The 26,365-nt window shown below is 72.9% G+C and carries 25 protein-coding genes; 17 read left to right on the forward strand and 8 right to left on the reverse strand.

Annotated elements, in window-relative coordinates; genetic code table 11:
- Positions 1-28 precede the first annotated feature (28 nt).
- Positions 29-1,147 (reverse strand): magnesium and cobalt transport protein CorA, encoded by a 1,119-nt coding sequence (locus DVK44_RS23330; protein ID WP_114661431.1) that lies wholly within the window; start codon positions 1,145-1,147, stop codon positions 29-31.
- 444 nt (positions 1,148-1,591) lie between these two features.
- Here DVK44_RS23330 and DVK44_RS23335 point away from each other — a divergent pair, with 444 nt between their 5' ends.
- From DVK44_RS23335 to DVK44_RS23350, 4 genes are all read left to right on the forward strand, one after another.
- Complete coding sequence (locus DVK44_RS23335) at positions 1,592-2,188, forward strand: suppressor of fused domain protein (RefSeq protein WP_114661432.1); 597 nt, start codon at positions 1,592-1,594, stop codon at positions 2,186-2,188.
- A gap of 149 nt (positions 2,189-2,337) precedes the next feature.
- Entirely contained in the window at positions 2,338-2,976 is a 639-nt protein-coding gene (locus DVK44_RS23340) for a DUF6758 family protein (RefSeq protein WP_114661433.1), read from the forward strand.
- A 114-nt stretch (positions 2,977-3,090) separates the two neighbouring features.
- Positions 3,091-3,969: a PHP domain-containing protein gene (locus DVK44_RS23345; protein WP_114661434.1), complete on the forward strand. Its 879-nt coding sequence runs from the start codon at positions 3,091-3,093 to the stop codon at positions 3,967-3,969.
- Positions 3,970-4,155: 186 nt separating this feature from the next.
- Positions 4,156-4,761 (forward strand): MarC family protein, encoded by a 606-nt coding sequence (locus DVK44_RS23350; protein WP_114661435.1) that lies wholly within the window; start codon positions 4,156-4,158, stop codon positions 4,759-4,761.
- Between the two features lie 122 nt (positions 4,762-4,883).
- Here DVK44_RS23350 and DVK44_RS36800 read toward each other — a convergent pair whose 3' ends face one another.
- Positions 4,884-5,036: a hypothetical protein gene (locus DVK44_RS36800; RefSeq protein ID WP_181957505.1), complete on the reverse strand. Its 153-nt coding sequence runs from the start codon at positions 5,034-5,036 to the stop codon at positions 4,884-4,886.
- Positions 5,037-5,241: 205 nt separating this feature from the next.
- Here DVK44_RS36800 and DVK44_RS23355 point away from each other — a divergent pair, with 205 nt between their 5' ends.
- Complete coding sequence (locus DVK44_RS23355; RefSeq protein ID WP_114661436.1) at positions 5,242-6,177, forward strand: NYN domain-containing protein; 936 nt, start codon at positions 5,242-5,244, stop codon at positions 6,175-6,177.
- Between the two features lie 60 nt (positions 6,178-6,237).
- Here the strand turns inward: DVK44_RS23355 and DVK44_RS23360 are convergent, their stop codons facing one another.
- Together DVK44_RS23360 and DVK44_RS23365 are read right to left on the reverse strand one after the other, a co-directional pair.
- Positions 6,238-7,098, reverse strand: a complete 861-nt coding sequence (locus DVK44_RS23360; RefSeq protein WP_114661437.1) for an alpha/beta fold hydrolase — start codon at positions 7,096-7,098, stop codon at positions 6,238-6,240.
- Positions 7,099-7,263: 165 nt separating this feature from the next.
- Entirely contained in the window at positions 7,264-9,192 is a 1,929-nt protein-coding gene (locus tag DVK44_RS23365; protein ID WP_228447338.1) for a DEAD/DEAH box helicase, read from the reverse strand.
- Between the two features lie 533 nt (positions 9,193-9,725).
- Between DVK44_RS23365 and DVK44_RS23370 the strand changes: the two genes are divergently transcribed.
- Positions 9,726-10,514 carry a ferritin-like fold-containing protein gene (locus DVK44_RS23370; RefSeq protein ID WP_114661439.1) on the forward strand — a complete coding sequence of 263 codons (789 nt, stop codon included), beginning with the start codon at positions 9,726-9,728 and terminating at the stop codon, positions 10,512-10,514.
- 84 nt (positions 10,515-10,598) lie between these two features.
- Here the strand turns inward: DVK44_RS23370 and DVK44_RS23375 are convergent, their stop codons facing one another.
- The 4 genes from DVK44_RS23375 to DVK44_RS23390 all read right to left on the reverse strand — a co-directional run bounded on the left by DVK44_RS23375 (position 10,599) and on the right by DVK44_RS23390 (position 12,553).
- Positions 10,599-10,880, reverse strand: a complete 282-nt coding sequence (locus DVK44_RS23375; RefSeq protein WP_114661440.1) for a hypothetical protein — start codon at positions 10,878-10,880, stop codon at positions 10,599-10,601.
- 216 nt (positions 10,881-11,096) lie between these two features.
- Positions 11,097-11,324 (reverse strand): DUF3107 domain-containing protein, encoded by a 228-nt coding sequence (locus DVK44_RS23380; RefSeq protein ID WP_162794024.1) that lies wholly within the window; start codon positions 11,322-11,324, stop codon positions 11,097-11,099.
- 141 nt (positions 11,325-11,465) lie between these two features.
- Positions 11,466-12,107 carry a TetR/AcrR family transcriptional regulator gene (locus DVK44_RS23385; protein WP_114661442.1) on the reverse strand — a complete coding sequence of 214 codons (642 nt, stop codon included), beginning with the start codon at positions 12,105-12,107 and terminating at the stop codon, positions 11,466-11,468.
- Between the two features lie 218 nt (positions 12,108-12,325).
- Complete coding sequence (locus DVK44_RS23390) at positions 12,326-12,553, reverse strand: hypothetical protein (RefSeq protein ID WP_114661443.1); 228 nt, start codon at positions 12,551-12,553, stop codon at positions 12,326-12,328.
- Between the two features lie 113 nt (positions 12,554-12,666).
- Between DVK44_RS23390 and DVK44_RS23395 the strand changes: the two genes are divergently transcribed.
- The 11 genes from DVK44_RS23395 to DVK44_RS23440 all read left to right on the forward strand — a co-directional run bounded on the left by DVK44_RS23395 (position 12,667) and on the right by DVK44_RS23440 (position 26,305).
- A complete protein-coding gene (locus DVK44_RS23395; protein WP_114661444.1) occupies positions 12,667-13,647 on the forward strand; it encodes an alpha/beta fold hydrolase in 981 nt (326 codons plus the stop codon).
- Positions 13,648-13,700: 53 nt separating this feature from the next.
- Positions 13,701-15,254 carry a DUF3152 domain-containing protein gene (locus DVK44_RS23400; protein WP_114661445.1) on the forward strand — a complete coding sequence of 518 codons (1,554 nt, stop codon included), beginning with the start codon at positions 13,701-13,703 and terminating at the stop codon, positions 15,252-15,254.
- A gap of 93 nt (positions 15,255-15,347) precedes the next feature.
- The gene (locus DVK44_RS37820; RefSeq protein ID WP_331461629.1) at positions 15,348-15,446 is read left to right on the forward strand and encodes an Ms4533A family Cys-rich leader peptide; all 99 of its coding nucleotides are present in this window, start codon (positions 15,348-15,350) and stop codon (positions 15,444-15,446) included.
- Positions 15,447-15,679: 233 nt separating this feature from the next.
- Entirely contained in the window at positions 15,680-17,404 is a 1,725-nt protein-coding gene (locus DVK44_RS23405; RefSeq protein WP_114661446.1) for an ABC transporter substrate-binding protein, read from the forward strand.
- Between the two features lie 23 nt (positions 17,405-17,427).
- Positions 17,428-18,450, forward strand: a complete 1,023-nt coding sequence (locus DVK44_RS23410; RefSeq protein ID WP_114661447.1) for an ABC transporter permease — start codon at positions 17,428-17,430, stop codon at positions 18,448-18,450.
- Positions 18,447-19,436 (forward strand): ABC transporter permease, encoded by a 990-nt coding sequence (locus DVK44_RS23415; protein WP_114661448.1) that lies wholly within the window; start codon positions 18,447-18,449, stop codon positions 19,434-19,436. Before DVK44_RS23410 ends, DVK44_RS23415 begins: the two co-directional genes overlap by 4 nt.
- Positions 19,433-21,172, forward strand: a complete 1,740-nt coding sequence (locus DVK44_RS23420; protein ID WP_114661449.1) for a dipeptide ABC transporter ATP-binding protein — start codon at positions 19,433-19,435, stop codon at positions 21,170-21,172. The genes DVK44_RS23415 and DVK44_RS23420 overlap by 4 nt, the downstream gene beginning before the upstream one ends.
- A 189-nt stretch (positions 21,173-21,361) precedes the next feature.
- Positions 21,362-23,236, forward strand: a complete 1,875-nt coding sequence (locus tag DVK44_RS23425) for a DUF3492 domain-containing protein (RefSeq protein WP_114661450.1) — start codon at positions 21,362-21,364, stop codon at positions 23,234-23,236.
- Positions 23,233-24,375, forward strand: coding sequence for a hypothetical protein (locus DVK44_RS23430; protein WP_114661451.1), 1,143 nt, complete (start codon positions 23,233-23,235; stop codon positions 24,373-24,375). The genes DVK44_RS23425 and DVK44_RS23430 overlap by 4 nt, the downstream gene beginning before the upstream one ends.
- Before the next feature lie 92 nt (positions 24,376-24,467).
- Entirely contained in the window at positions 24,468-25,466 is a 999-nt protein-coding gene (locus tag DVK44_RS23435) for an NAD-dependent epimerase/dehydratase family protein (protein ID WP_114661452.1), read from the forward strand.
- Complete coding sequence (locus DVK44_RS23440) at positions 25,454-26,305, forward strand: spherulation-specific family 4 protein (protein WP_114661453.1); 852 nt, start codon at positions 25,454-25,456, stop codon at positions 26,303-26,305. Before DVK44_RS23435 ends, DVK44_RS23440 begins: the two co-directional genes overlap by 13 nt.
- Positions 26,306-26,365: the final 60 nt, after the last annotated feature.

Raw genomic sequence — 26,365 nt, forward strand, 5'->3', positions numbered from 1 at the left:
GGCACGGGTCGGTCGTTAACCGGCCGCGTCAGAGCCAGCCGTTGCGCTTCAGCATGCGGTGGATGGTCAGGCAGATCGTGCCGATGGCCATCAGGACCAGCGGGTAGCCGTATTTCCACTCCAGCTCGGGCATGTAGTCGAAGTTCATGCCGTAGACGCCGCACACCGCCGTCGGTACGGCGATGATGGCCGCCCAGGACGTGATCTTGCGCATGTCCTCGTTCTGGGCGACGGTCGCCTGGGCCAGATTGGCCTGGAGGATCGAGTTGAGGAGTTCGTCGAAGCCGATGACCTGCTCGTGGACCCGGGCGAGATGGTCGGCGACATCGCGGAAGTACTTCTGGATGTCCGGGTCGATCAGCCGCATCGGGCGCTCGCTCAGGAGCTGCATCGGCCGCAGCAGCGGGGAGACCGCGCGCTTGAACTCCAGTACCTCGCGCTTGAGCTGGTAGATCCGGCCGGCGTCGGAGCCGCGCTTGCTGCCCTTCGCGGGCTCGGAGAAGACCGCGATCTCGACCTCGTCGATATCGTCCTGCACCGCTCCCGCCACCGCGATGTAGCCGTCCACCACATGGTCCGCGATGGAGTGCAGTACGGCCGAGGGGCCCTTGGCCAGCAGTTCGGAGTCGCCCTCCAGCCGGTGGCGGAGGTTGCGCAGCGAGCCCCGGCCGCCGTGCCGGACCGTGATGACGAAGTCCCGGCCGGTGAAGCACATCACCTCGCCGGTCTCGACGACCTCGCTGGTCGCGGTCAGCTCGGTGTGCTCGACGTAGTGGATGGTCTTGAAGACGGTGAACAGGGTGTCGTCGTACCGCTCCAGCTTGGGCCGCTGGTGGGCGTGGACGGCGTCCTCCACCGCCAGCGGGTGCAGCCCGAACTCGGCCGCGATCCCGGCGAATTCCTCCTCGGTCGGCTCGTGGAGGCCGATCCACGCGAAGCCGCCGCTCTCGCGCACCCGCAGCATCGCCTCGTGCGGGGTGACACAGGGGGCGCTCTCCAGGCGCCGCCCCTCGCGGTAGACGGCGCAGTCGACCACCGCGCTCGACGCGGAGGGGTCGCGGGTCGCGTCGTACGAGTCGTACTTGCTGGCACTGTTCTTGCGCAGGGACGGGCGTACCACTGCGCGCAGGTCACGGATCATCGACATGGCGGGCTCCTTCACGGAGAGGCCGTCGGCGGGGGCGTGGCACAGCCCGGAATGGGGACGTGAGGCGTGGGTACGTCCGCAAAGCGGGCGGCACCGCGGGGGCCGCGGTGACGGCTGTTCGCTACAGACAGGCAAAAACACCGGCGATTGCTGGAGAAGTGCTCTTCCGTCGTGCGAAGTACCGCATGCGCGTCAGCGTCGGACAGACACGTCGGCGCCGGATCAGCGGCACATGGTGCGGGCGGAAGAGCGGCTGGTACTGGCCGGGTGACTTCGATCCACCGCAGCCCCACCTCCTCCGGCCGGTCCCCCGTGGGGGATGACGTGCTCCAGGACTGGAGAGCGACGCTTCAGCGTGCTGTCCCGGACAACGGCCAAGACTATCAGTCCGCACCGGGCCAATCCCTTTCCATGCCCCATTCTTGGCCGATCTATGCTCCCCGGATGGAAGAAATTCTCGCTCTCGTCGACGCCCGTCTCCGTACGGCCCTCGGGGAACCGGACGCCCGCGCCGCGGTGACCTTCCTGGGTACGGACCGTTTCGAGGTGCTGCGGTTCCGTGACTCCGAGGGCGGTACGGACGTGGTGCGCTATGTCACCCTCGGAATGTCGGGACAGCCCATGGCGGACCCGTCGGCCCTCCTCGCCGACCCGGTCAAGGGCCCCCGCGCCGAACTCGTCCTCTCCGTACGCGCCGGCCTCGCCGACACCGACCAGGTGCTGCGCCCGCTGGCGGTGCTGGCGGCCTCGCCGCAGGTCGAGGGCGTCGTCGTGGCCCCGGGCGGCTCGCTCGACCTCGGGACGCCGCTCTGGCCGGGGGCGCCCTTCAGCTCCGTACTGGTGGGGGAGTCCGGCGGACTGGTGGCGGATCTGGAGCTGGACCCGCCGCTGGAGCCCGTACGGTTCCTGCCGCTGCTGCCGATGACGCCCAACGAGGCCGCGTGGAAGCGGGTCAGGGGCGCGCGGGAGCTGGAGGAGCGCTGGCTCGCCCACGGCACGGATCTGCGCGATCCGCGGCGGCGCTCGGTCGCGCTCGACTGAGCAGCCGCCAACGGTTTCCCGGCTGATCATCGGACCCCGTCGAGCGCACCTGATAGATGCCGTGCGCATCCGCATCGCTCCGTGACCGGGCGGTCCTGCCTGGTGATCGTCCTTGACGGGGAGCGGGACGGAGAGGACCGTTGGGTGCTATGAGGGGCGAACCCAATTGCCCGAAGTGCGGTGGCCGGCTCAGGGCGCCCGGTCTCTTCGCCGACTCCTGGCAGTGCGACGCGCACGGCATCGTCCATCCGCTGCAACCCGTGATACCACCCAGCGTCGAAGCGCTCGAAGTCGTCGTGCACCGCGCCCGCGTCCCCGTCTGGATGCCCTGGCCGCTCCCGATCGGCTGGCTCTTCACCGGCGTGGCGTACGCGGGCGACGAACGCAGCGGGGGCCGCGCCACCGCCGTCGCCTGCTCGGGCCCGGGACCGCTCGGCGGCGCCGGTGAGCTGCTGCTCGTCGCCGAGGAGCTGGGCGTCGGGCTCGGCGCGCGCTACGCGGGGATCGAAGGACCCGACCCCGGGTCCGCCATCCACGCCGACAAACCGCCGCAGACCAAACTCCTCGCGGCCGGCCGCCCCACCCCGCTCTGGCATGTCCCCGAGGCCCCGCAGGACCGCGCGGTCTTCGCGGGCGAGGCGCTCGGCCTCTGGCTCTGGGCGATCGTCTGGCCGGAGCAGTCCGGCATGCTCCTCTACGACGAACTCGTCCTGACCGATCTCCGCGAGGCGGGCCAGGGCACGGAGCTGCTGCCCTGCGGCGCCCTCTCGCCCCGGCTGCTGGACTGACCCGCGTACGGGGCGTATACGGGGCGGCGGATCCCGCCCCCGCGCGAACGTTATCCTTGAGCGTCCTCATCACCCGCGCCGAGCCCCTCGGCCCCGAGCCCCGGAGCCCGCGTCGTGCGCATCGACCTGCACACCCACTCCACGGCCTCGGACGGTACGGACACCCCCACCGAGCTGATCCGCAACGCCGTCGCCGCCGGGCTCGACGTGATCGCGCTGACCGACCACGACTCCACCCGCGGCCACGCCGAGGCGATCGCCGCGCTCGCGGATCTCGGGGACACCGGCCGCCGGCTCACCTTCGTCCCCGGCGCCGAACTCTCCTGCCGGCTCGACGGGGTCGGACTGCATCTGCTCGCGTATCTCTTCGACGCCACCGAGCCCGAGTTCCTCGCCGCGCGCGAGCTGGTACGGGACGACCGCGTGCCGCGCGCGCGGGCGATGGTCGGCAAGCTCCAGGAGCTGGGCGTGCCCATCACCTGGGAGCGGGTGGCCCGGATCGCGGGCGACGCCTCCCTCGGCCGCCCGCACATCGCCACCGCCCTTGTCGAACTCGGCGTCGTCGAGACCGTCTCCGACGCCTTCGCCCCTCAGTGGCTCGCGGACGGCGGGCGCGCGTACGCCCCGAAGTACGAACTCGATCCGGTCGAGGCGATCCGGCTGGTCAAGGCCGCCGGGGGCGTCACCGTCCTCGCACATCCCCAGGCCGTCAAGCGCGGCCGGACCGTGCCCGAGTCCGCCCTCGCGAAGCTCGCCACCGCCGGACTCGACGGCATCGAGGTCGACCACATGGACCACGACGGCCCGACCCGCGCCCGGCTGCGCGGACTGGCCGCCGAACTCGGGCTGCTGACCACGGGCTCCAGCGACTACCACGGCAGTCGCAAGACCGTGGAACTGGGCGCGTTCACCACCGACCCCGAGATCTACGGGGAGATCACCCGGCGCTCCTCGGGCGCGTTCCCGGTGCCGGGCGCGGGCGGACACGCGTAACAGCGCCCGAGCGCCCAGCGCGTCGGCGGTCCCGTAGCACCCGCGTTCCCCGCGGTCTCTGGGGTCCGCGCGGTCTCCGGACGTACCTCTTCCTTCCGCGGGCTGCTCTTTCTCCCGCCCGCTCTTTCTTCCCCCTTCCTTTTCGCACGCGATTTCTTTCGCTCTTCTCCCGCAAGGCCCATACCTGTGTTCGACTTTGCCGTTTTCGGATCCCTCTTCCTCACCCTTTTCGTCATCATGGACCCGCCCGGGATCACCCCCATCTTTCTCGCGCTCACCTCGGGCCGGCCCGTCAAGGTCCAGCGCGCCATGGCCTGGCAGGCGGTGGCGGTCGCCTTCGGGGTCATCGCCGTCTTCGGGCTGCTCGGCCAGCAGATCCTGGACTACCTGCATGTCTCCGTACCGGCCCTGATGATCGCCGGTGGCCTGCTCCTGCTGCTGATCGCGCTGGATCTGCTGACCGGCAAGACGGACGAGCCCCAGCAGACCAAGGACGTCAATGTGGCCCTCGTCCCGCTGGGCATGCCCCTGCTGGCCGGGCCCGGCGCGATCGTCTCCGTCATCCTCGCCGTCCGGCACGCCGACGGTGTCTCGGGACAGCTCTCCGTCTGGGCGGCGATCCTGGCCATGCACCTCGTGCTCTGGCTGACCATGCGTTACTCGCTGGTGATCATCCGGGTGATCAAGGACGGGGGCGTGGTGCTGGTGACCCGGCTCGCCGGGATGATGCTCTCGGCCATCGCCGTGCAGCAGATCATCAACGGGATCACCCAGGTCATCCGCGCGGGCTGACGCGGGAAACAGGCAGCGCCCCCGTACGGGGAAATCCGTACGGGGGCGCTTCGTCAGTCGTCTGCGAGTGTGGGGTACGTCGGAGTGTGGGGTACGTCGGTACGAGTACGGTGAGTACGGTGTTACGAGGCCGGGGATTCGGCCGGTCGGATATAGATGCGCTGGCCCATCGCGGCGGCCTGCTGCACGATCCGGTTGACGGAGGCGGCGTCCACGACGGTGCTGTCCACGGCTGATCCGTCGACGTCGTCGAGGCGCATGATTTCGAAGCGCAAGGCTTCTCCCTTCGTCTGATCCTCCTGCTGGAGAACTGCTGGAGAACTTGATGGACGGGTGACGGAGGATTCCGTCGTTGCCTACATAGGTGTGCAACGGGTTGCCCTCTGCAAACATTCCCTACGCTAAGGAAAAGTTTCGGATGGCTAACTACTGGCGGATCCGGGTGTGCGACGGGTGCCGTCCACGGAGAATGGGCGGCGTATGAACGAGGCAGAGATCCACCCACAGGACACCCCGGAGAACGTCCGGGACATCACCGAGATCGCCGCGCGGCTGGAGCGCACCAACGAGCTGCTCCAGCGCATGCTCGCCGAGGTCGCCAAGACCCCGTCCACACACGCCATCTTCGTCGACGCCGGTTACGTCTATGCTGCGGCCGGGTTGCTGGTAGCGGGCACCGAGGACCGGCGCTCCTTCGACCTGGACGCCGAAGGTCTGATCGAGGCGTTCATCGACAAGGCCCGGATCATCTTCGCGGACAGCAGACTTCTCCGCGTCTACTGGTACGACGGCGCCAGACGCCGGATCCACACCTCCGAGCAGCAGTCCATCGCCGAGCTGCCGGACGTCAAGGTCAGACTCGGCAATCTGAACGCCAACAACCAGCAGAAGGGCGTCGACTCCCTGATCCGCACGGATCTCGAATCGCTCGCCCGGCACCGCGCCATCAGCGACGCGGCGCTGGTGGGCGGCGACGAGGACCTGGTGTCGGCCGTCGAGGCCGCGCAGGGATACGGCGCCCGGGTGCACCTCTGGGGCATCGAGGCGGGCGAGGGGCGCAACCAGGCGGAGCCGCTGCTCTGGGAGGTCGACAGCCAGCGCACCTTCGACCTGGACTTCTGCAAGCCGTACGTCACCCGGCGCCCCGTCACCACGTACGAGCACGAGGGCGACCCGCCGCCCTCCCGCGACCAGGTCCGTTTCATCGGCGCGCAGATCGCCGCGACCTGGCTGGCGGAGCGGGGCCGCGAGGCCGTGGCGGAGCTGCTGCCAGGCCATCCGTATCTGCCGGGCCCGGTGGACCAGGATCTGCTGATCGAGGCGGAGAAGCTGCTCCAGCGGTCCCTACGGGGCCACGCGGTGCTGCGCCGGGCGCTGCGGGACGGCTTCTGGCAGCACGTGCAGTCGCAGTTCTAGCGGCGCGGGCGGCGGTCCCGTTCTCGCGCGGTGGTCCCGTTCCCGGGCGGTGGTCCCGTTCTAGAGCAGGTCGTCCCGGAACGGGTCGTCCCAGAAATCCGTCAGCGCGGCGGCCGTCTCCTGCGGGCGGTCGGTGTTGGGGGAGTGCCGCGCCCCGGCGATCCGCGTCCGGCGCGCGCCGAGCCGCTCGGCCATCGCGTCGAACTGCTCCACCGGCCAGGTGTCGTCGTACTCCCCGGAAATCACATGCAGCGGCAGCCGCCGTACGGCGGCCAGCTCGGCGACCCGGTCGGGCTCCTGGCTCAGCTGCCGGCCGGTCACGACCAGCTGGGCCGGCCGGGTGCGCAGCCAGCGGGTGCGCAGCTCGTCGCCGTCGACGGGGGTCTCCTCCGGCGGGTCCATCGCGCGCATGGCCTCCCAGACCTGCTCCATGGTCATACCGCCCGAGAGCGCGTCGCGCAGCAGCGCCAGCCGCTCGCGCTGGGAGTGCGAGACCCGCGCGGGCCCCGAGGACATCAGTGTCAGCGTGGTGAACGGGCTCCGGTCGAGCAGGACGGCGGCGCGGGCGATCTGGCCGCCCAGCGAGTGCCCGAGGAGATGCACCGGGGTGTCGAGCGCCTCGGCCTGCGCGAGTACGTCGGCGGCCAACTCGCCCTGGGCGTAAGCCTCTTCGGTGTCCGGACCGGCTGTCTCGTACTGCCCGCGGCCGTCCACCGCGACGGCGCGGTAGCCCGCTTTCGCGAGGGGCTCCAGCAGCGCGATGAAGTCTTCCTTGCTCCCGGTGAACCCGGGCAGCAGCAGTACGGTCCCCAGCGGCTCACCGGCGGGCCGGCCGTCGAGGACGGCGAACCGCCCGCGCCGGGTCGCGAGGGTGTGCGCGGTGGCACAGGGGGGCGGGGTGAAGGTGGGCGGCCTGCTCATGCGACGAGGCTAACCGCGCCCTCGGGGGCCGTGCGCCCGGGGCCGTGTCCGGGCCGTCCGTACGAACGCCGATGGCCCGGCACCCCGTTGTGCGGGTGGCGGGCCATCGGGCGTGGGTCCAGCTGGTGATGCAGGTGGTGCTGGTGGTGCTGGTGGTGCGGTCGGTCAGTCCTCGGCCGGGGCCTCGACCGCGACCTTGGCCGTACGGGTACGGCGGCGCGGGGCCGGAGCGGCCTCGCCCGCCGCCTCGGCGGACTCGGCGGCCACCGCGTCGGCCTTCGGCTTCGTGACGCGGGTACGGCGGCGGGGCTTGACCTCGGCGGCGGGCGCCTCGGCGGTCTCCACCGGCTCGGCCGCCTCGGCGACCGCGTCGGCCTTGGGCTTGGTGACGCGGGTACGGCGGCGGGGCTTGGCCTCGGCGGCCGGGGCCTCCGCGGTCTCCGCGACGGGGGCCACGGGGGCCTCGACGACAGCGGCCGTTTCGACGGTCTCGGCCACGGGCTTCACGGCCCGCGTCCGGCGGCGACGCGGCTTGGCCGCCGCCTCGGCCTCCGGCTCAGCGGCGACGGGAGTCACCGCGGGCGCCGCTACGGGAGCGACCACGGCGGCCTCCGCCACCGGCTCTGCGGCGACCCGGGTGCGCCGGCGGCGGCGCGGGGTGCGCGCCTCGGCCGGGGACCGCTCCGGGACGATGTCCATCGGCACGGCCGTCTGGAACTGCGGCTCGGGCTCCGCGACAGGAGGCGCGAGCGGCGGCAGCGACGCGGCGGTCACGGCCACCGGGGCCGCGTCCGGCGCGCTGCTTCCGCCACGGGTACGGCGCCGCTGGCGCGGGGTGCGCGGCGGGCGCTCCTCCCGTACGGCAGGGGCGGGCGCGGCGGCGGACCGGCGGCCTCGGCCACCCGTCTCGCCGAGGTCCTCGACCTGCTCCGCCGACAGCCCCGCGCGGGTGCGCTCGGCACGCGGCAGGACGCCCTTGGTGCCGGCCGGGATGTTCAGCTCCTCGAAGAGGTGCGGGGACGTGGAGTAGGTCTCCGGCGGGTCCGGGAAGCCGAGGTCCAGCGCCTTGTTGATCAGCTGCCAGCGAGGGATGTCGTCCCAGTCGACCAGCGTGACCGCCGTACCGGACGCGCCGGCCCGGCCGGTCCGGCCGATGCGGTGGAGGTAGGTCTTCTCCTCCTCGGGCGACTGGTAGTTGATGACGTGCGTCACACCTTCGACGTCGATACCGCGCGCGGCGACGTCCGTGCAGACGAGCACATCCACCTTGCCGTTGCGGAAGGCGCGCAGCGCCTGCTCGCGGGCGCCCTGGCCCAGGTCGCCGTGGACCGCGCCGGAGGCGAAGCCGCGCTGGGCGAGCTGGTCGGCGATGTCGGCGGCCGTCCGCTTCGTACGGCAGAAGATCATCGCGAGTCCGCGGCCCTCGGCCTGGAGGATGCGCGCGACCATCTCGGGCTTGTCCATCGAGTGCGCCCGGTAGACGCGCTGGGTGGTGTTCGCGACGGTCGCGCCCTCGTCGTCCGGCGAGGTGGCGCTGATGTGGGTGGGCTGCGACATGTAGCGGCGGGCGAGGCCGATGACCGCGCCCGGCATGGTCGCGGAGAAGAGCATCGTCTGGCGCTTGGGCGGCAGCAGCTGGAGGATCCGCTCGACATCGGGCAGGAAGCCCAGGTCGAGCATCTCGTCGGCCTCGTCGAGCACGAGCCCGCGCACATGCGACAGGTCGAGCTTCTTCTGGCCCGCCAGGTCGAGCAGCCGGCCCGGGGTGCCGACAATCACATCGACGCCCTTCTTGAGCGCCTCGACCTGCGGCTCGTAGGCCCGGCCGCCGTAGATGGCGAGCACGCGTACGTTGCGCACCTTGCCGGCCGTGAGGAGGTCGTTGGTGACCTGCTGGCACAGCTCGCGGGTCGGTACGACCACCAGGGCCTGCGGAGCGTTGGTCAGCTCCTCGGGCACGGCGCGGCCGGCCTCGACATCGGCGGGCACGGTGACGCGCTCCAGCAGCGGCAGGCCGAAGCCGAGCGTCTTGCCCGTGCCGGTCTTGGCCTGGCCGATGACGTCCTTGCCGGACAGGGCGACCGGGAGGGTCATCTCTTGGATGGGGAACGGGGAGAGGATGCCGACGGCTTCAAGCGCCTCGGCGGTCTCGGGAAGGATTCCGAGTTCTCGGAAAGTCGTAGTCAGGGTGCTGCCTCTTCTGTGAGACGCGACGCGAGGCGAACGCTGGGGGTCGTACCGCGCCTGGGTACTCGCCCGGCCATGGATTGGCCGGATGGCGTGGGACCACTGCCGTCGCTCAAGCGCTCGTGCCGCTGAGGGGGCCCCTCATCTGCGAAGTCATGCGCAGCTGTGCGCACGGTCCGCGCGGAGGGCGGTCGGGGTCGGAGCCGATCGGGCCACCGACCGGGCATCCTCTGGGGCCTGTACGGAAGGAAGGACTTCCGTACAAAAGCTGTCAAACACTGTGAAGCACATGCTGTCACACATGGGATGGCCCGCCGAAAAGTCGGCAGGCGCATTATCACTGTACCCCGGATTCGCGCATGTGTGTTGGGCGAATTCGCCGGAACGGTCGGACAGCGCTGTCTGACCAGCCCCTTACGCGGTGCGCGGAGCGGGCTATTGTGCGCTTCATGGAGACGCCCGACACGCCCGACCAGCCCACCGAGCCCGCAGCCGCGGCCGAGCCCGCGAACGGGACCGCGGCCGACCAGCCCACCGGAATCGCCGCCCAGGACTGGGCCACGGCCTCGGCGGAGCCCCAGTACCGTGCCGCCGTCGTGGATCTGCTGGGCGCCCTCGCCTACGGCGAGCTGGCGGCCTTCGAGCGGCTCGCCGACGACGCCAAGCTCGCGCCGACCCTGGGGGACAAGGCCGCGCTGGCGAAGATGGCCGCCGCCGAGTTCCACCACTTCGAGCGGCTCACCGACCGGCTGCGCGCGATCGACGCCGAGCCGACCGGCGCGATGGAGCCGTTCGCCAAGGCGCTGGACGACTTCCACCGGCTGACCGCGCCCTCCGACTGGCTGGAGGGCCTGGTCAAGGCGTATGTCGGCGACTCGATCGCCAGTGACTTCTACCGCGAGGTCGCCGCCCGGCTCGACACCGACACCCGTGCGCTGGTGCTGGCCGTACTGGACGACACCGGTCACGGGAACTTCGCCGTCGAGAAGGTGCGCGCCGCGATCGAGGCCGAGCCGCGCGTCGGCGGCCGGCTCGCGCTCTGGGCGCGCCGCCTGATGGGCGAGGCGCTCTCGCAGGCGCAGCGCGTGGTGGCCGACCGGGACGCGCTCTCCACGATGCTGGTGGGCGGGGTGGCCGACGGCTTCGACCTCGCGGAGGTCGGCCGGATGTTCTCCCGGATCACCGAGGCGCACACCAAGCGCATGGCCGCGCTCGGACTGGCCGCCTGACCGCACGGAGCTGAGGACGGGTACGGCGCGGACCGTACCCGTACGTACCGATGCCGTACGGACCTTCCCCGCGCGACCACGCGGCTACACGACGCTCCGGGACGGCAGCGTCCGTCCGATCCGGTGTCCCGTCGGGCGGATCAGCAGCGAGAGCAGCACCGCGCCCACCAGCAGGGCGCCGGCGAACGGCGCGTACGCGTGGCCGGGGCCGAGCGCCGTGTGGGTCAGATACAGGCCGAAGAGCGCGCCGAGCGGCCCCGCGAGATACACCGTCCGCTGTGCCGGAAGCCGGTGGGAGAACCGGTGGGCCGCCGCCCACGAGAGACCGAGTCCGAGCAGGACCGATCCGAGGACTTCCAGGATCACTGCTGATCACCTCACGCACGCCGGGAGTGGACTTGCGGTCCGGACCTTTCGGCCCAGCACGTCACTACCCGGAGTCGGGCGGACGCAACCCTTCCGCCCGCTCTCCTGGGCGGCTCCGAACCGCCCCGGAACCGCTCCGGACAGCACGGAGGCCCGGTGGGGGATTCCCACCGGGCCTCCGTGCCGTGCTTCGTGCTGTTCAGATGACGACAGCGGTCACAGCGCGCCGAAACCGACCCGTCGCGCCGTCGGCTCACCGATTTCCACGTACGCGATCCGCTCGGCCGGTACGAGCACCTTGCGCCCCTTGTCGTCCGTCAGGCTGAGCAGCTGCGCCTTGCCGGCGAGCGCGTCGGCCACGGCTCGCTCGACGTCCTGCGCGGACTGCCCGCTCTCCAGAACGATCTCGCGGGGCGTGTGCTGCACGCCGATCTTGACCTCCACGGCTATGTCCCTCCGAACGGTCTGCGTTGCGCGATCAGCCGCGCCGTACTTCGCACACATTAGCCCGGAGAGACCACCCGGAAGACGTCCCGGGGCACGCCCGCAGCGAACAAGCGGCGAACCTGACCCGGCCGCGCCCGGTCAGTGCGCCTCCGCGCCGTGCAGCGGGAAGCCGGCGATACCGCGCCAGGCGAGCGAGGTGAGCAGCCGGACGGCCTGCTCGCGGGGGATCGTGGAGGAGCTGGAGAGCCAGTAGCGGGCGACCACCTGGGAGACCCCGCCGAGCCCCACGGCCAGCAGCATGGACTCCTCCTTGGAGAGCCCGGTGTCCTCGGCGATCACATCGGAGATGGCCTCCGCGCACTGGAGGGCGACCCGGTCGACGCGCTCGCGCACCGCCGGCTCGTTCGTCAGGTCCGACTCGAAGACCAGCCGGAACGCGCCCCCCTCGTCCTCGACATAGGCGAAGTAGGCGTCCATGGACGCCTCGACGCGCAGCTTGTTGTCCGTGGTGGACGCGAGCGCCGTACGGACCCCCTGGAGCAGCGCCTCGCAGTGCTGGTCGAGCAGGGCGAGATACAGCTCCAGCTTCCCGGGGAAGTGCTGGTAGAGAACCGGCTTGCTGACACCGGCCCGCTCGGCGATGTCGTCCATCGCGGCCGCGTGGTAACCCTGCGCGACGAAGACTTCCTGTGCCGCGCCCAGCAACTGATTGCGTCGGGCGCGGCGCGGCAGGCGGGTACCTCTCGGGCGTGCCGCCTCGGTCTGCTCTATGGCTGTCACGCCGCCTCCCAAATCGTTCCGTGCGCGCGATGCGCCGCTCCGCCATCGTACTTTTGGGTAACGGGACGGCGCGTCGTGCGGACGCAGAATTTCATGGAGCCCCCCGTTTCCGAAAGCTCAGCCCAAAGGTCGGACCGGGGACCGGTCCGGGCGCCGGTCCGGGGACGCGGCGGGGGCGCGCCGGAAGGGCCCCGGGGCGACTCAGGAGCCCTCTCCCGTCACGGGCGGTAGTCGTCCTCGTCCCCGTCGCCGTCCGCCGCCCGCGCCTGGTCGGCGGCGTCCCCCTCGCTCGCCCGGTCCGGGTCGATATGGGTCAACGGTTCGTCGCCCCGGTGCCGTACCTCCCGCTGCTGCTCCGCCGCGTCGGCCTCGGGGACCTCGTCGTCCAGCTCGCCGTCCTCACCGTTCGTCTCGAAGGTGTCGGGGTCTGTGGGATCGACCGCCATTCCGTCCCCCTTCCTCTCCCCTACGAGCCTAGAAGCCACGGAGGTACGGCGCCATGCGGCCTGTGACGGCGAACACAGCGAGCGGGGCGTGATCGTCTCGTAACATTGCCCGCATGTCGTCGACCGAGGTGCCGGATTCCATCGCCGCCGCGGTGGTTCCGAAGGTGAGTCCCGTACGGGTCGCGGAGGGCGAGCGGCTGCGCTCCGTCGAGCTGCCCGGGCTCACGCTGAACGTGAGATCGCTCCCCGCGACCCGCTCCGGGACGCCGCCCGCGCTGTACGTCCACGGGCTCGGCGGGTCCTCGCGGAACTGGTCGGCGCTGATGCCGCTGCTCGCCGACCTGGTCGACGGCGAGGCCCTCGATCTGCCCGGCTTCGGCGACTCGGCGCCGCCGCGCGACGGCGACTACTCCGTCGCCGGGCACGCGCGCGCCGTCGTTCGGCTGCTGGACGCGGGCGGGCGCGGTCCCGTCCATCTCTTCGGCAACTCGCTGGGTGGCGCGGTGGCCACCCAGGTCGCCGCCGCCCGGCCCGATCTGGTGCGGACCCTGACCCTGGTCTCGCCCGCGCTGCCGGAGATCCGGGTGCAGCGCACCGCGCTGCCGACCGCGCTGATCGCCGTGCCCGGACTGGCCGCGCTGTTCCTCCGGCTGACCAGGCACTGGACGGCGGAACAGCGGGCGCTCGGGGCGATGTCGGTCACCTACGGGAACCCCGCCGCGGTCACCGAGAGCGAGCTGCGCGACGCGGTGGCGGACCTGGAACGGCGGCTTCAACTACCGCATTTCTGGCAGGCGATGGCGGGCTCGGCGCGCGGTATCGTCAACGCGTACACGCTCGGCGGTCAACACGGTTTGTGGCGGCGGGCCGAGCGGGTGCTCGCGCCCACCCTGCTCGTCTACGGCGGGCGGGATCAGCTTGTTTCGTACCGTATGGCCCGAAGGGCGTCGACGGCTTTCCGTGATTCCCGCCTCCTGACCCTTCCGGACGCGGGACATGTCGCCATGATGGAGTACCCGGGACAGGTCGCGCCGAGTTGCCGGGACTTCATCGGCGAGTACGAGGCCCGGCACGCACGCGAAGACGACCGCTGAGACAACCGCGAAGACAACGAAGAAGTCGAAGACGGCAGGAGCTGATCCGGGGCGTGGGACGACACAGCCGCAGAGGTCCCGTACCCCAGGACGCGCCGCGCGGTACGGCGGGCCCGGCGGACGGCGGCAGCGGCCGGCGGGGGTACGACGGCGCCGAGTGCATGGACGACTACGGCACCCCCGCGCACGGCAGCCCGCTGTACGGGTACGGCACTCCGTCACACGGCGTCCCGGTGTACGGCGCCCCCGCCTACGGCACCCCGGCGCACGGCACCCCGCAGTACGGCACTCCCCAGTACGGCACCCCCGCGCACGGCGTGCCCCAGGTGCGCGGCGGCCACCCCGAACAGCGTGAGTCCGGGGGCGGTTGGGGCTCCGCGACCGCCGCCGCGTCCACCGCCGCCCCCGCCCCCGCCGCGCCCACCGGGCAGCGTTACGGCGACTGGCGCGGCGGCCCCCGTACCACCGGCGTGCGCGGTGCCGCGCCCGGGGCGACGGCGCCCGCTCCGGCGGCGCCGCGAACGGTCCCCGCGCAGGCCCCCGCCCCGGCCCCCGGGCCGGTGATACCCGCGCCCCGGCGCGAGTTCGTCGACGCGTTCGACGGTTTCGACGCGTTCCAGACGTCCGGCGGCCCGGCCGCCCGGCCCCACGCGCGGGACGGCGCCCGCTCCGGGGTCCTCACCGGTGAGCCGGACACCGCCGGGGCGGGCGGCGGTACGGCCGGCGACGGCGCCGCCAGCGGCCACCCCGGCCCGGAGGAACCGGCCAGGGCCGGCAAGGGCCGCGCCCTCACCGGGATCGCCGCCGCCGCGCTGACCACGGTCCTCGCGGTCGTCGTCGCCGGACAGGTCGCGGGCGGCGACACGGACGAGACCGGCGCCGCCGCGGCCGGGAGCCTGGACCGCGCGGAGGCGGGCGAGGACACCTCCCGCTCCGTGGGCCGGGCGACGCCCGAGCAGCCGGGCACATCGACGGCCTCCCCGGCGGCGCCCGGGGCGCCCGCCGCCACCTACGCGACGCTGATGACCCGGCAGTTCGCGCTCGACCCGAATCTGACGGGGACGGGCGAGTTCACCGCCGTCCCCGGCGTGGCCAAGGCGCCCGGCAAGGGGAAGCTCGTCCGCTACCGGGTGGACATCGAGAACGGACTCGGCCTCGACGGCGAGCTGTTCGCCGACGCCGTCCAGAAGACCCTGAACGACAACCGGAGTTGGGCCCACAACGGCGCCATGACCTTCGAGCGTGTCTTCAGCGGTCAGCCCGACTTCGTGATCACCCTGGCGAGTCCGGGCACCACCGGCGTCTGGTGCGCCAAATCCGGTCTCGACACCACCGTCGACAACGTCTCCTGCGACTCCGCCGCCACCGACCGCGTCATGGTCAACGCGTACCGCTGGGCACAGGGCGCGAAGACCTTCGGTCCCAAGGCGATGTTCGCCTACCGGCAGATGCTGATCAACCACGAAGTGGGGCACCGGCTCGGCCACAACCACGAGAGCTGCCGCACCCCCGGCGAACTGGCCCCGGTGATGCAGCAGCAGACCAAGACCCTGGAGATCGACGGCATCAAGTGCAGGCCCAACCCCTGGGTCTACCCCACGGCGTGACCACCGCCACCTCGCCCGTGTTACGTCCGCATGGCGAGATCTCCGTCTCATTCCGCGTTGACATCGAACGCGTGGTCGGCCATATTTCTCGGCATGTCGTCCCCCCACGCCACCGTCTCCGGTCATGCCGCCTTCGAGCTCGCGCTCATCGGCGTGACGGCGCTGTGCGTGGCCGACATCATCTGTCGCTGACACCCGCGACCCCCGCCCGAGCGCACACCGGCCGGCCCCTGCTCCGCCACGCCGCCGCCCGCCCGGGCCTCCTGACGTTCGTCCCCGGGCACGGCACGCCGGAACACTTCTCCCTCCTCCGTGCCGCTTCCGCCTGCCCGGACACCGGGCGCGGTCCCGCCCACGCGCCCAGAACCTCCCCGTACCGCCCGATCGCTGCCGCGCAGCCGCAGCCCACCGAGAGGCCCTCTCCGATGCGTCAACCGTCCGTCACACACCGCCGCGTGGCCGCGGCCGCCATCACCCTGGTCATGGCGGCGGGCGCCGTCGCCTGCGGCCCCGATGACAACGCTGCCAAGAAGACGGACGGCGCGTCCGACGGCAAGCCGCGGAAGGGCGGCACGCTCTCGGTCCTGAACTCCGATCCGCAGAGCACCTTCGACCCGGCCCGGCTCTACACCTCCGGCGGCGGCAACGTCCCCTCGCTGGTCTTCCGTACGCTCACCACCCGCAACCGCGCCAACGGCGAGGCCGGCACGAAGGTCGTCCCCGACCTCGCCACCGACACCGGCCGTCCCAACAAGGACGCGACCGAGTGGACGTACACCCTCAAGGACGGGCTGAAGTTCGAGGACGGCACCCCGATCACCACCGCCGACATCAAGTACGGCATCGAGCGCTCCTTCGCCGCCGAGCTGTCCGGCGGCGCCCCCTACCTGCGCGACTGGCTGATCGGCGGCGCCGACTACGAGGGCCCGTACAAGGACAAGAAGGGCCTCGCCTCGATCGAGACGCCCGACGAGAAGACCATCGTCTTCAAGCTCAACAAGCCCGAGGGCGACTTCCCCTTCGTGGCCACACAGACGCAGTTCGCGCCGGTCCCCAAGGCCAAGGACACCGGCGCCAAGTACGCGGAGCAGCCCGTCTCCTCCGGCCCGTACCGGGTCGTCTCGAACGAGGGCGACGGCCAGCACATCGTCCTGGAGCGCAACCCGCACTGGTCGGAGAAGCTCGACGACCAGCGCCACGCCTACCCCGACAAGATCGACGTCAAGTCCGGTCTCGACGCGGCCGTCATCAACCAGCGGCTCGCCACCAGCTCGGGCGCCGACGCCGCCGCCGTCACCACCGACACCAACCTCGGCCCGGCCGAACTCGCCGAGGTCGGCAGCGACAAGGCGCTCGCCGCCCGGGTCGGCACCGGCCACTTCGGCTACACGAACTACCTGGCCTTCAACCCGAAGGTCAAGCCGTTCGACAACCAGAAGCTGCGCGAGGCGATCTCGTACGCCATCAACCGCACCAGCGTCATCAACGCGGCCGGCGGCTCCGCGCTCGCCGAGCCCGCGACCACCTTCCTGCCGGAGCAGAAGGCGTTCGGCTACACGCCGTACGACCACTTCCCGGCCGGCAAGACCGGTGACCCGGCCAAGGCCAAGGAGCTGCTCAAGGAGGCCGGCTACCCCAAGGGGCTGACGATCTCCCTCACCCACTCCACCGTCCAGAACCGGGAGACCAGCCCCGAGGTCGCCACCGCAGTTCAGGAGGCGCTCAAGCAGGCCGGGATCACGGTCAAGCTCGTCGGCCTCGACCAGAACGCCTTCAACGAGGCGCGCTGGGCCTACAAGGGCGGCCCCGGCTTCTTCCTCTCCCGCTGGGGCGCGGACTGGCCGTCCGGCGGTCCCTTCCTGGCCCCGATCTTCGACGGCCGCCAGATCGTCAAGGACGGCGCCAACTTCAACCACGCGCAGCTGAACGACCCGGCGGTCAACAAGGAGATCGACGAGATCAACAAGCTGACCGACCCGGCCGCCGCCGCCGCGCGCTGGGGCGAGCTGGACAAGACGATCGGCGCCAAGGCTCTCGACGTGCCGCTCTTCCACCCGGTCTACAAGCGGCTGTACGGCAAGGACGTCAAGAACATCGTCATCAGCAACTGGACCGGCGTGCTCGACATCTCGCAGGTCGCGGTCAAGTGACCAGCTCTCCTCCCGCTCTTGACGTGCCCGGGGCGGCGGCCGGGACCCCGGTCCCCGCCGCCTCGGGCGCGCGTCAGGTCTGGCGGCGGCTGCGCGGACGACCCTCGGCCCTGGTGGCCGGGGGCGTTCTCGTGCTGCTGGTCGTGCTGGCGCTGGCCGCGCCGCTGCTCGCCGCGATCGAGGGCCAGGACGCGAACACGTACCACGACTCGCTGATCGACTCCGCGCGCGGCGGCGTCCCGATCGGCTCCTTCGGCGGCGTGAGCGCCGACCACTGGCTGGGCGTCGAACCGGGCACCGGACGCGATCTGTTCGTCCGCATGCTGTACGGCGCCCGGATCTCGCTGCTCGTCGCGGTCGGCGCGACCGTGGTGCAGGTGATCATCGGAGTCGCGGTCGGCCTCGCCGCCGGACTCGGCAACCGGCTGCTGGACTCCTTCCTCAGCCGGGTCACCGATCTGATGGTCGCCCTGCCCATGCTCGTCCTCGCGATCGCCCTGACCGCCGTCGTCTCCGACAGCTTCCCGCGCCCGCTGCTGCTGATCCTGGTCATCGGACTGCTCAACTGGGGCGGTACGGCCCGGATCGTCCGGGCGCAGACCCTCACCCTCAAGAGCCTCGACTTCGTCGCCGCCGCCCGGCTCAGCGGCTCCGGCCGGCTGCGGGTCGCACGGCGCGAGCTGCTGCCGTCGCTGGCCGCGCCCGTCATCACGTACGCGGCGATCCTCGTCCCGATGAACATCGTGAACGAGGCGTCGCTGTCGTTCCTCGGCATCGGCGTCAAGCCGCCGACACCGTCGTGGGGGCAGATGCTGTCGAACGCGCAGACCTGGTTCCGGGCCGACCCGATGTACGTCCTGCTGCCCGCCGGAGCGCTGTTCGTGACGGTGTTCGCGTTCACCGTGCTGGGCGACGCGGTACGGACCGCGCTCGACCCGCGCGAGGCCAGCCGGCTGCGGGTCGGCACCCGCGCCTCCGGCCGGGCCGCCGCCCGCAAGGGCCGTACCCCCGGCCAGAACCCCGCTCCCGAGGAAACCGCCTCATGACGCGCTACCTGCTCAAACGGCTCGGCGGCGCGCTGCTCGTCCTGCTCGTGCTCTCCGTGGCGATCTACGCGCTCTTCTATCTGGCCCCCGGCGACCCCGCCCGGCTGGCCTGCGGCGAGCGCTGCTCGACCGCGCAGGTCGACCAGGTACGGGAGCGGCTCGGGCTCGGGGAGCCGGTCCTCACCCAGTACGCCCACTTCCTCCAGGGCATCTTCGTCGGCCGCGACTACTCCACCGGTACGGCGCTGCTGCACTGCGACGCGCCGTGCCTCGGCTTCTCGTACAAGACCGACCAGCAGGTCACCCAGCTGATCCTGGACCGCGCCCCGGCCACCCTCTCCCTCGCCGTCGGCGCCATGGCCGTCTGGCTGGTCGTCGGGGTCGGCACCGGGCTGCTCTCGGCGCTGCGCCGGGGCGGGATCACCGAGCGCGTGCTGACCGTGATCACGCTCGCGGCGACCGGCACGCCCGTCTTCATCCTCGGGCTGCTGCTCCTGATGCTGGTCTGCGCGTACTTGCGGTGGCTGCCGTTCCCCTCGTACGTACCGCTGACGGACGACCCCGAGCAGTGGGCGTGGAACATGCTGCTGCCCTGGCTGACGCTGGGCTTCTTCGAGAGCGCCAAGTACGCCCGTTTGACGCGCAGTTCGACGCTGGAGACGCTGGCCGAGGACCATATCCGCACCTTCCGCGCGTACGGCGTGGGGGAGCGGGCGATCGTGGGCCGGCACGCGCTGCGCGGCGCCCTGCCGCCGGTGATCGCGCTCAACGCGAACGACTTCGGCACGGTGATGGGCGGGGCGGTGCTCACCGAGACACTGTTCGGCATCCCGGGGATCGGCAAGACGCTGGTCGACGCCGTGCGGGTGGTCGACCTTCCAGTGGTGGTGGGCGTCGTGCTCGTGACGGGCACGGTCGTCGTGCTGGCGAATGTGGTGGCCGACCTGCTCTACGCGGCGGCCGACCGAAGGGTGGCACTGCGATGACCGAGCGGACAGAGCTATTGGTCGAGGTCGACGGCCTCACCGTCGACTTCACGGCGGGCGCCGGGGGCGCGGAGGACACCGTACGCGCCGTGGACGGGCTCTCCTTCGCGCTCGCGCCCGGCCGCGCCATCGCCCTCGTCGGCGAGTCGGGCAGCGGCAAGAGCACCGTCGCGGGCGCCCTGCTGGGACTGCACCGGGGCACCGGCGCGCGGGTCGGCGGCAGCGTGCGCGTGGCCGGTACGGACGTGGGCGGCGCCACCGACCGCGAACTGCGCGCCCTGCGCGGCGCGGTGGCCGCGATGGTCTTCCAGGACCCGCTGTCCTCGCTGGACCCGTACTACGCGGTCGGTGACCAGATCGCCGAGGTCTACCGCGTCCACACGGACGCGGGCCGGCGGGCGGCACGCGCGCGTGCCGTGGAGGTACTGGACCGGGTGGGGATCCCGGACGCGGTCCGCCGGGCGCGCTCCCGGCCGCACGAGTTCAGCGGCGGGATGCGCCAGCGCGCGCTGATCGCGATGGCGCTGGCCTGCGAACCGCGCCTGCTGATCGCGGACGAGCCGACCACGGCCCTCGATGTGACCGTGCAGGCCCAGATCCTCGATCTCCTCCACGAGCTGCGCCAGGAGACCGGCATGGGGCTGCTGCTGGTCACCCATGACGTGGGTGTCGCGGCGGAGAGCGTGGACGAGGTGCTGGTGATGCGGCACGGGCGGGAGGTCGAGAGCGGCCCGGTGGCCGAGGTGCTCGCCACACCCCGGGACGCGTACACGCGCGCGTTGCTGGCGGCGGTGCCCCGGGTGGACGGGCCGGTGACCCGGACCGTACCGGCGGCCCTGAGCGCAACGGCGACCGGGACCGTACCGGCGGAACGGTCCGCCGAGGTCGAGCCGCTGATCGAAGCCGTCGACCTGCGCCGGGAGTTCCGGCGGGGGCGGCAGACCGTCGCCGCCGTGGACGGGGTGTCGCTCACCGTCGCCCCCGGGGAGACCCTCGGCATCGTCGGCGAGAGCGGCAGCGGCAAGACCACCCTGGGCCGGATGCTCGTCCGGCTGCTCGACCCGAGCGCCGGCCGGCTCACGTACCGGGGTACGGAGATCGGCGCGGCGTCCGAGAAGGAGCTGCGGCCCTACCGCCGCGAGTTGCAGATGGTCTTCCAGGACCCGGTCTCCTCGCTCAACCCGCGCCGCTCGGTGGGCGAGTCCGTGGCCGATCCGCTGCGCACCGCCGGGGTGCTGGACGAGAACGCGATCCACGCGCGCGTGCGTGAGCTTTTGGAGCGGGTCGGGCTCGATCCGGACCGCTACGACCGCTATCCGCACGAGTTCAGCGGGGGCCAGCGCCAGCGCGTCGGGATCGCCCGCGCGCTCGCCGCCGAGCCCCGGCTGATCGTCTGCGACGAGCCCGTCTCGGCGCTCGATGTGACGACCCAGGCCCAGGTGGTGGCGCTGCTCGCGGAGTTGCAGCGGGAGCTGGGGCTCGCGCTGGTCTTCATCGCGCACGACCTCGCCGTGGTGCGCCAGGTCAGCGACCGGGTCGCGGTGATGCGGGCCGGCCGGATCGTCGAACAGGGCACGGTCGCGCAGGTGTACGGAGCGCCCGCCGACCCGTACACGCGGCAGCTGCTGGCGGCCGTACCGGTGCTCGATCCGGTGGCCGCGGCGGCCCGGCGCGAGGCCCGCGCGGCGCTGCCCGAGGCGGTGCCGGGGGCCGCGCGAGAAGTGGCCGTGGCCTGACGCTCCGTATCCGTGCCGTGGTGTAGCGCCGCCAAACGCTACCGGTACGGGAAAGTTACGTGCATTCACCCCTTCCGGTGGTGCGACGGACAACCGTCCATCACACCACCGGGTTGTCCGCTTACGGTCGTCCCGCTGTGAGTCGCCGATCAACGGCGGCTGTCCACAAGGGATATCGGGGGTGCGCTCGTGCGGATCGGACTGCTCACGGACGGTGGATACCCGTACGCGACGGGTGAGTCCAGACTCTGGTGCGACCGGCTCGTGCGCGGGCTCGCACCGCACGAGTTCGAGGTCTACGCGCTGAGCCGCAGCGCCCGGCAGGAGGCCGCCGGCTGGATACGGCTGCCGGACCGCGTCACGCGCGTACGGACCGCCCCGCTCTGGACCCCCGTCGGCCACGGGCCGTACGGGCGCGGCCGGCGCGGGTTCGGGCGGCGCGACCGGCGCCGCTTCGTGGACTCCTTCGCCCAGCTGGCCACCGCGGTCTGCGCCGCCCGGGCCGACGACGCGACCACCGCCGACGCCTTCGCGGCGGGCCTCTACGGCCTCGCCGACCTGGCGGGCGGGCACGGGGACGGCGGACCGGGACGGCGCGGCGGGGGGCCGGGCGGACCGGGCGGGCCCGGCGGACCGGGCGGGCCCGGCGGGCTGGGGGTGGCGCTCCGCTCCGAGACCGCCGTACGGCTGCTGGAGTCGGCCTGCCGGGCGCCCGGCGCGCGCCGGAGCGCGCAGGCCGCCACCGTCCCCGACTTCCTGGTCTTCGCCGACCGGCTGGAGCGCGCGCTGCGCCCCCTCTCGCTCGACTGGTACGGGGCCGACGCGCTGGCCTCCGTCGACCTGTGCCACGCCGCCTCGGGGGGCCCGGCCGCACTCCCGGGACTGCTGGCCAAACGCTTCTTCGGGGTGCCGCTGCTGGTCACCGAGTACGGCGTACGGCTGCGCGCGCAGTACCTCGCGACCGGCGCGGCGGGGGACCCGGGTACGGCGGCGGACACGGGGGAGGCGTACGCCGGTCTCCGGACGCCGGTCCGGGCGCTGCTTGCCGCCTTCCACCGGCTGCTGGCCGCCGAGGTCTACCGGCAGGCCGGCGCCATCACCCCCGGCAACGCGCACGCCCGCCGCTGGCAGGAGCGGTGCGGCGCCGACCGCGCCAAGCTGCGTACGGTCCACCCCGGCATGGAGGCGCGGCGGTTCGCGGGCGTGGGGGAGGCGGCGGACGGGGAGGGCGCCACCGCGGCCGACGGGGACGGCGCGGCCGTCCTCGGCGGTGATCCGACGGCCGTCGTCTGGGTCGGCCGGATCGAGCCCGGCAAGGACCTGATCTCGCTGCTGCACGCCTTCGCCGTCATCCACGGCGCCGAACCGGCCGCGCGGCTGCGGATCGTGGGCGCGCCCGTCGAGGAGCCCGGCGCCGCCGCGTATCTCACCCACTGCCGGGGGCTCGCCGCGCAGCTCTTCCCGGACGAGGCGGCGGACGCGCACACCGCCGGTGACAACCCCGTCTCCTTCGAGGAGATCGGCGGCCCCGAGGCACCCGACCTGCCCGGCGTCTACGCGGCGGCCGGGGTGATCGTCCTGTCCAGCGTCGTCGAGGGCTTCCCCGTCAGCCTGGTCGAGGCGATGTTCTGCGGACGCGCCACGGTCTCCACGGACGTCGGCGCGGTGGTCGAGGTCATCGGCGGTACGGGACTGGTGGTGCCCCCGCGCAATCCGCGGGCGCTCGCCGACGCCTGCCTCACCCTGCTGCGCGACCCCGAGCGCCGGGCGCGCCTCGGCTCGGCGGCGCGCGCCCGCGCGCTGGAGCTGTTCACCGTCGAGCAGAATCTCGCGGCCTTCCGCTCCCTCTACCTCGAACTCATCTCGCACGCGCCCGTCCGGCGCCCGGCCGAGGCCGTCGGCGCGGACGGGGAGCCGCGGCTCTTCGCGACCCCGCCGGAGATGTATGTCCCCGGGCCCTGGACCTCGGGCAGCCCGGCTCCGGCACCGGCGCAGGAGTCCGAGGCCGCCCCGATGCAGCCCGCCCCCGCGTCGGACCGTCTGACGGAGGAGGCATCCGCATGACCGCACCGCTCCCCACCCCGCCCGGTCAGCTCCGCGCCCCCGCCCGCCGGGGACCCGCCGACCCCGTCAAGGCGCTGATGCACCGCCACCGGGACCTGTGCGAGCGGGCCGTCGACCCGCTGGAGATCGCGGCCGGGCTCGAAGCCCACGGGATCACCGACCGGACCGCCGCCCGCTTCCGGCACCGGGACGTCTTCTCGCTCGCCGAGGAGCTGTACGCGCGCGTGCCGCGCGCCACGGACACCGAAGCCGCCACCGCCCCCGCCCCGGCGGCGGCCGACCCCGCTCCCGAGGCCACCGGCGGCCCCGCCGTCAGCCCCGCCCGCTGGACGGCGTACGCGCTGCTGCCCGGCGCCGTCTGCGCCGCCACCCTCGTAGGGCTGGACCACAGCACCGGACAGGGCCGCCTCGCGATAGGACTGGCGGGGGCCCTCGCGCTCTCCGGCGCGCTCTCCGCCTGCCTCCGGCGCGGCCCCCTGCGCACCGAGGGCCGGGGCCGTACGGTCCCGGCCGCCGGGCTCTGGACGTACTGGCTGCTCGGCTACCTGCTGTGCGGCGACGGACTCCTCGCCGCGCTCGTCGCCGGCGGGCCCGACGGCCCCTGGCCCGGTTCGCTCACCCCGCTGGCCGTGCTCGCCGTCGCCGTCGTCCCCGCCGCCTGGTGCGCCCACCTCTTCGCCGTGCACGCCCGGCGCAGGCTGAACGGCAGCCGCGGCCTGGCCGACTTCACCGCGGGCACCTGGCCCCTGCTGCTCACGCTCGTGGGGCTCTACGCCCTCGCCGTGACCGGCCTGTCACTGCTCGCCGCGTACACCCCCGGAGGGGTGAACGGTACGGAGACGCTCGCCCCCACCGTCGCCCTCGGCACCCTCTTCCTGCTCGCCCGGCTGCTGACCGTCCACGGCTTCCCGGAATCCGCCGCCACCGGACTCGCCACCGCCTGCGCGGCCGAGGCCCTGGCCTGCGCGACCGCCCTGGCGGGCCGGATCCCCGGCTGCGGCTTCCTCGCCGTACCGGTCAGGGCCGTGGTCGAGGCGGGCGGCGCCCCCGCCGTCTCCGCGCTCGCCTGCGGCGCCGCCGCCCTCGGACTGCTCACCCACGCCGCCGTCGCCCTCTCCCGGGCCTCGGCGCACACCTGAACACCAGCACACCAGAAGAAGGAGACACCAGAAATGAGCCCGCAATCCTCACCGGCCGGGGTACCGGACCGTCGGCACACGGGGGCCGCGCGATGAGGGTCCTCCTGCTCGGCGCCAACGGATTCCTCGGCCGCTTCGTGGCCGACCGGCTGCTCGCCGACCCCGCCGTGCACCTCACCGCGCTCGGCCGCGGCGACGACGCCGACGTACGGTTCGACCTCGCCGGCGGCAGCCCCGGAGCGCTCACCCGCTTCCTGGACGCCGTACACCCCGGCGTCGTCATCAACTGCGCGGGCGCCACCCGGGGCGGCGCCCGCGAGCTGACCCGGCACAACACCGTCGCCGTCGCCACCGTCTGCGAGGCCCTGCGCCGCAGCGGCTGCGGCGCCCGGCTCGTCCAGCTCGGCTGCGCCTCCGAGTACGGGCCCTCCCCGCAGGGCTCGTCCACCGCCGAGGACGCCGTACCCCGCCCCGGCGGCCCGTACGGCGTGAGCAAGCTCGCCGCCTCCGAACTCGTGCTGGGCTCCGGGCTCGACGCCCTCGTCCTGCGGATCTTCTCCCCGGTCGGCCCCGGCACCCCCGCCGGCTCCCCGCTCGGCCGGCTCGCCGAGGCCATGCGCCGCGCCATGCAGGCCGGCGACGGCGAGCTGAAGCTCGGCGGCCTCGGCGTCCAGCGCGACTTCGTCGACGTCCGCGATGTGGCGCGCGCCGTGCACGCCGCCTCGCTCTCCGCCGCGCAGGGCATCGTCAACATCGGCACCGGACGCGCCGTCAAGCTCCGCGACGCCGCCGCCGTGCTGGCCAGGGTCGCGGGCTACGCCGGAGCGCTCCACGAGATCGATCTGCCGGGCGGTCAGGGCGGCCCCGGCGACCCCCGGCCGCTGCGCCCGGGCCACGCCGCCATCGGCCACCCCCGGGGCGAGCAGCCGGCCGAGCACCTGGGCGTCGGCCCCTTCCCGTACCCCGACGGCTGCGGCGGCTGGCAGCAGGCGGACGTACGCACCGCGCGCGACCGGCTGGGCTGGCGGCCCCGGATCAATCTGGAGGAGTCACTCGCCGATATCTGGATGGAGGCGGCGTGCCGTATCTGACCAGCGCGGGCGGCCGGCTCCCCGCCACCGAGGGGAGCCGGCTCGGCTTCGGCGCGCCGGGGTACGCGCATCCGCTGCTCGCCCCGGTCGAGTGGGCCGAGCTGGCCCGTCCGGGCACCCCGCTGCACTGGGCCGTCCTCAATGTCGCGGGCGGCCCCGGCGACCGGCCCGACCCGGACTGCCTGACGGCGGCGGGCCGGCTCACCAACGCCGGGGCCCGGGTGCTCGGCCATCTCGACCTGGCGTACGGCGCCCGGCCGCTGCGCGAACTCGTCGCCGACGCGGGGCGCTTCCTCGACTGGTACCGCGTCGGCGGGTTCTTCCTCGACCGGTGCCCGGCGAGCCTCGCGGAACTCCCCGGCGTACGGCGCACGACGGCCGCCCTCGAAGCGCTGCTCGACAACGGCGGTGGCGGCGGCGCGTACGGCAGCGCCGCGTACGGCGCTTCTGCGGCGTACGCGGCGTACGACCGGCGCAATCGGTACGACGGCGGCTATCTCGTGCTGGGCCACGGCCGGCACCCGCACCCCGGCTACGCCAAGATCGCCGACCAGCTGGTCACCTTCTCCGGACCGTGGGCGGATTACCGCTGGTCACAGGCGGCCTCCTGGACGGCGGACTATCCGGCCGGACGCTTCGTCCATCTCGTCCACGGAGTGCCGCGCGGCCATCTGGAGGAGGCGATGCGGATCGCCCGCTGGCAGGGCGCGGGCACGATCTTCTTCACCGACCGGACGGGTCAGCCCGACGGCCGGACGGCCTGGCACAGCCCCTTCGAGGGGCTGCCCGGCTACTGGGACGAGATCGTCTCGCGAGTCGGACCGGGTGTCTCGGAATGAGAAGGGCCGTGGCAGTGTTACAGGGAGAACATCCGTATTGAATGACCGACCAACCCCCTT

Source organism: Streptomyces paludis, assembly GCF_003344965.1.
In the GTDB taxonomy this organism is placed as follows: domain Bacteria; phylum Actinomycetota; class Actinomycetes; order Streptomycetales; family Streptomycetaceae; genus Streptomyces; species Streptomyces paludis.

What these genes read in the sequence shown, in the direction of transcription:
- DVK44_RS23395 (WP_114661444.1), top strand. Translation starts at nt 12,667, where the DNA reads ATGTCGTCGACCGAGGTGCCGGATTCCATCGCCGCCGCGGTGGTTCCG.
- DVK44_RS23405 (WP_114661446.1), top strand. Translation starts at nt 15,680, where the DNA reads ATGCGTCAACCGTCCGTCACACACCGCCGCGTGGCCGCGGCCGCCATC.
- DVK44_RS37820 (WP_331461629.1), top strand. Translation starts at nt 15,348, where the DNA reads ATGTCGTCCCCCCACGCCACCGTCTCCGGTCATGCCGCCTTCGAGCTC.
- DVK44_RS23420 (WP_114661449.1), top strand. Translation starts at nt 19,433, where the DNA reads ATGACCGAGCGGACAGAGCTATTGGTCGAGGTCGACGGCCTCACCGTC.
- DVK44_RS23330 (WP_114661431.1), bottom strand. Translation starts at nt 1,147, where the DNA reads ATGTCGATGATCCGTGACCTGCGCGCAGTGGTACGCCCGTCCCTGCGC.
- DVK44_RS23435 (WP_114661452.1), top strand. Translation starts at nt 24,468, where the DNA reads ATGAGGGTCCTCCTGCTCGGCGCCAACGGATTCCTCGGCCGCTTCGTG.
- DVK44_RS23355 (WP_114661436.1), top strand. Translation starts at nt 5,242, where the DNA reads ATGAACGAGGCAGAGATCCACCCACAGGACACCCCGGAGAACGTCCGG.
- DVK44_RS23335 (WP_114661432.1), top strand. Translation starts at nt 1,592, where the DNA reads ATGGAAGAAATTCTCGCTCTCGTCGACGCCCGTCTCCGTACGGCCCTC.
- DVK44_RS23365 (WP_228447338.1), bottom strand. Translation starts at nt 9,192, where the DNA reads ATGACCCTCCCGGTCGCCCTGTCCGGCAAGGACGTCATCGGCCAGGCC.
- DVK44_RS23340 (WP_114661433.1), top strand. Translation starts at nt 2,338, where the DNA reads ATGAGGGGCGAACCCAATTGCCCGAAGTGCGGTGGCCGGCTCAGGGCG.
- DVK44_RS23390 (WP_114661443.1), bottom strand. Translation starts at nt 12,553, where the DNA reads ATGGCGGTCGATCCCACAGACCCCGACACCTTCGAGACGAACGGTGAG.
- DVK44_RS23430 (WP_114661451.1), top strand. Translation starts at nt 23,233, where the DNA reads ATGACCGCACCGCTCCCCACCCCGCCCGGTCAGCTCCGCGCCCCCGCC.
- DVK44_RS23360 (WP_114661437.1), bottom strand. Translation starts at nt 7,098, where the DNA reads ATGAGCAGGCCGCCCACCTTCACCCCGCCCCCCTGTGCCACCGCGCAC.
- DVK44_RS23415 (WP_114661448.1), top strand. Translation starts at nt 18,447, where the DNA reads ATGACGCGCTACCTGCTCAAACGGCTCGGCGGCGCGCTGCTCGTCCTG.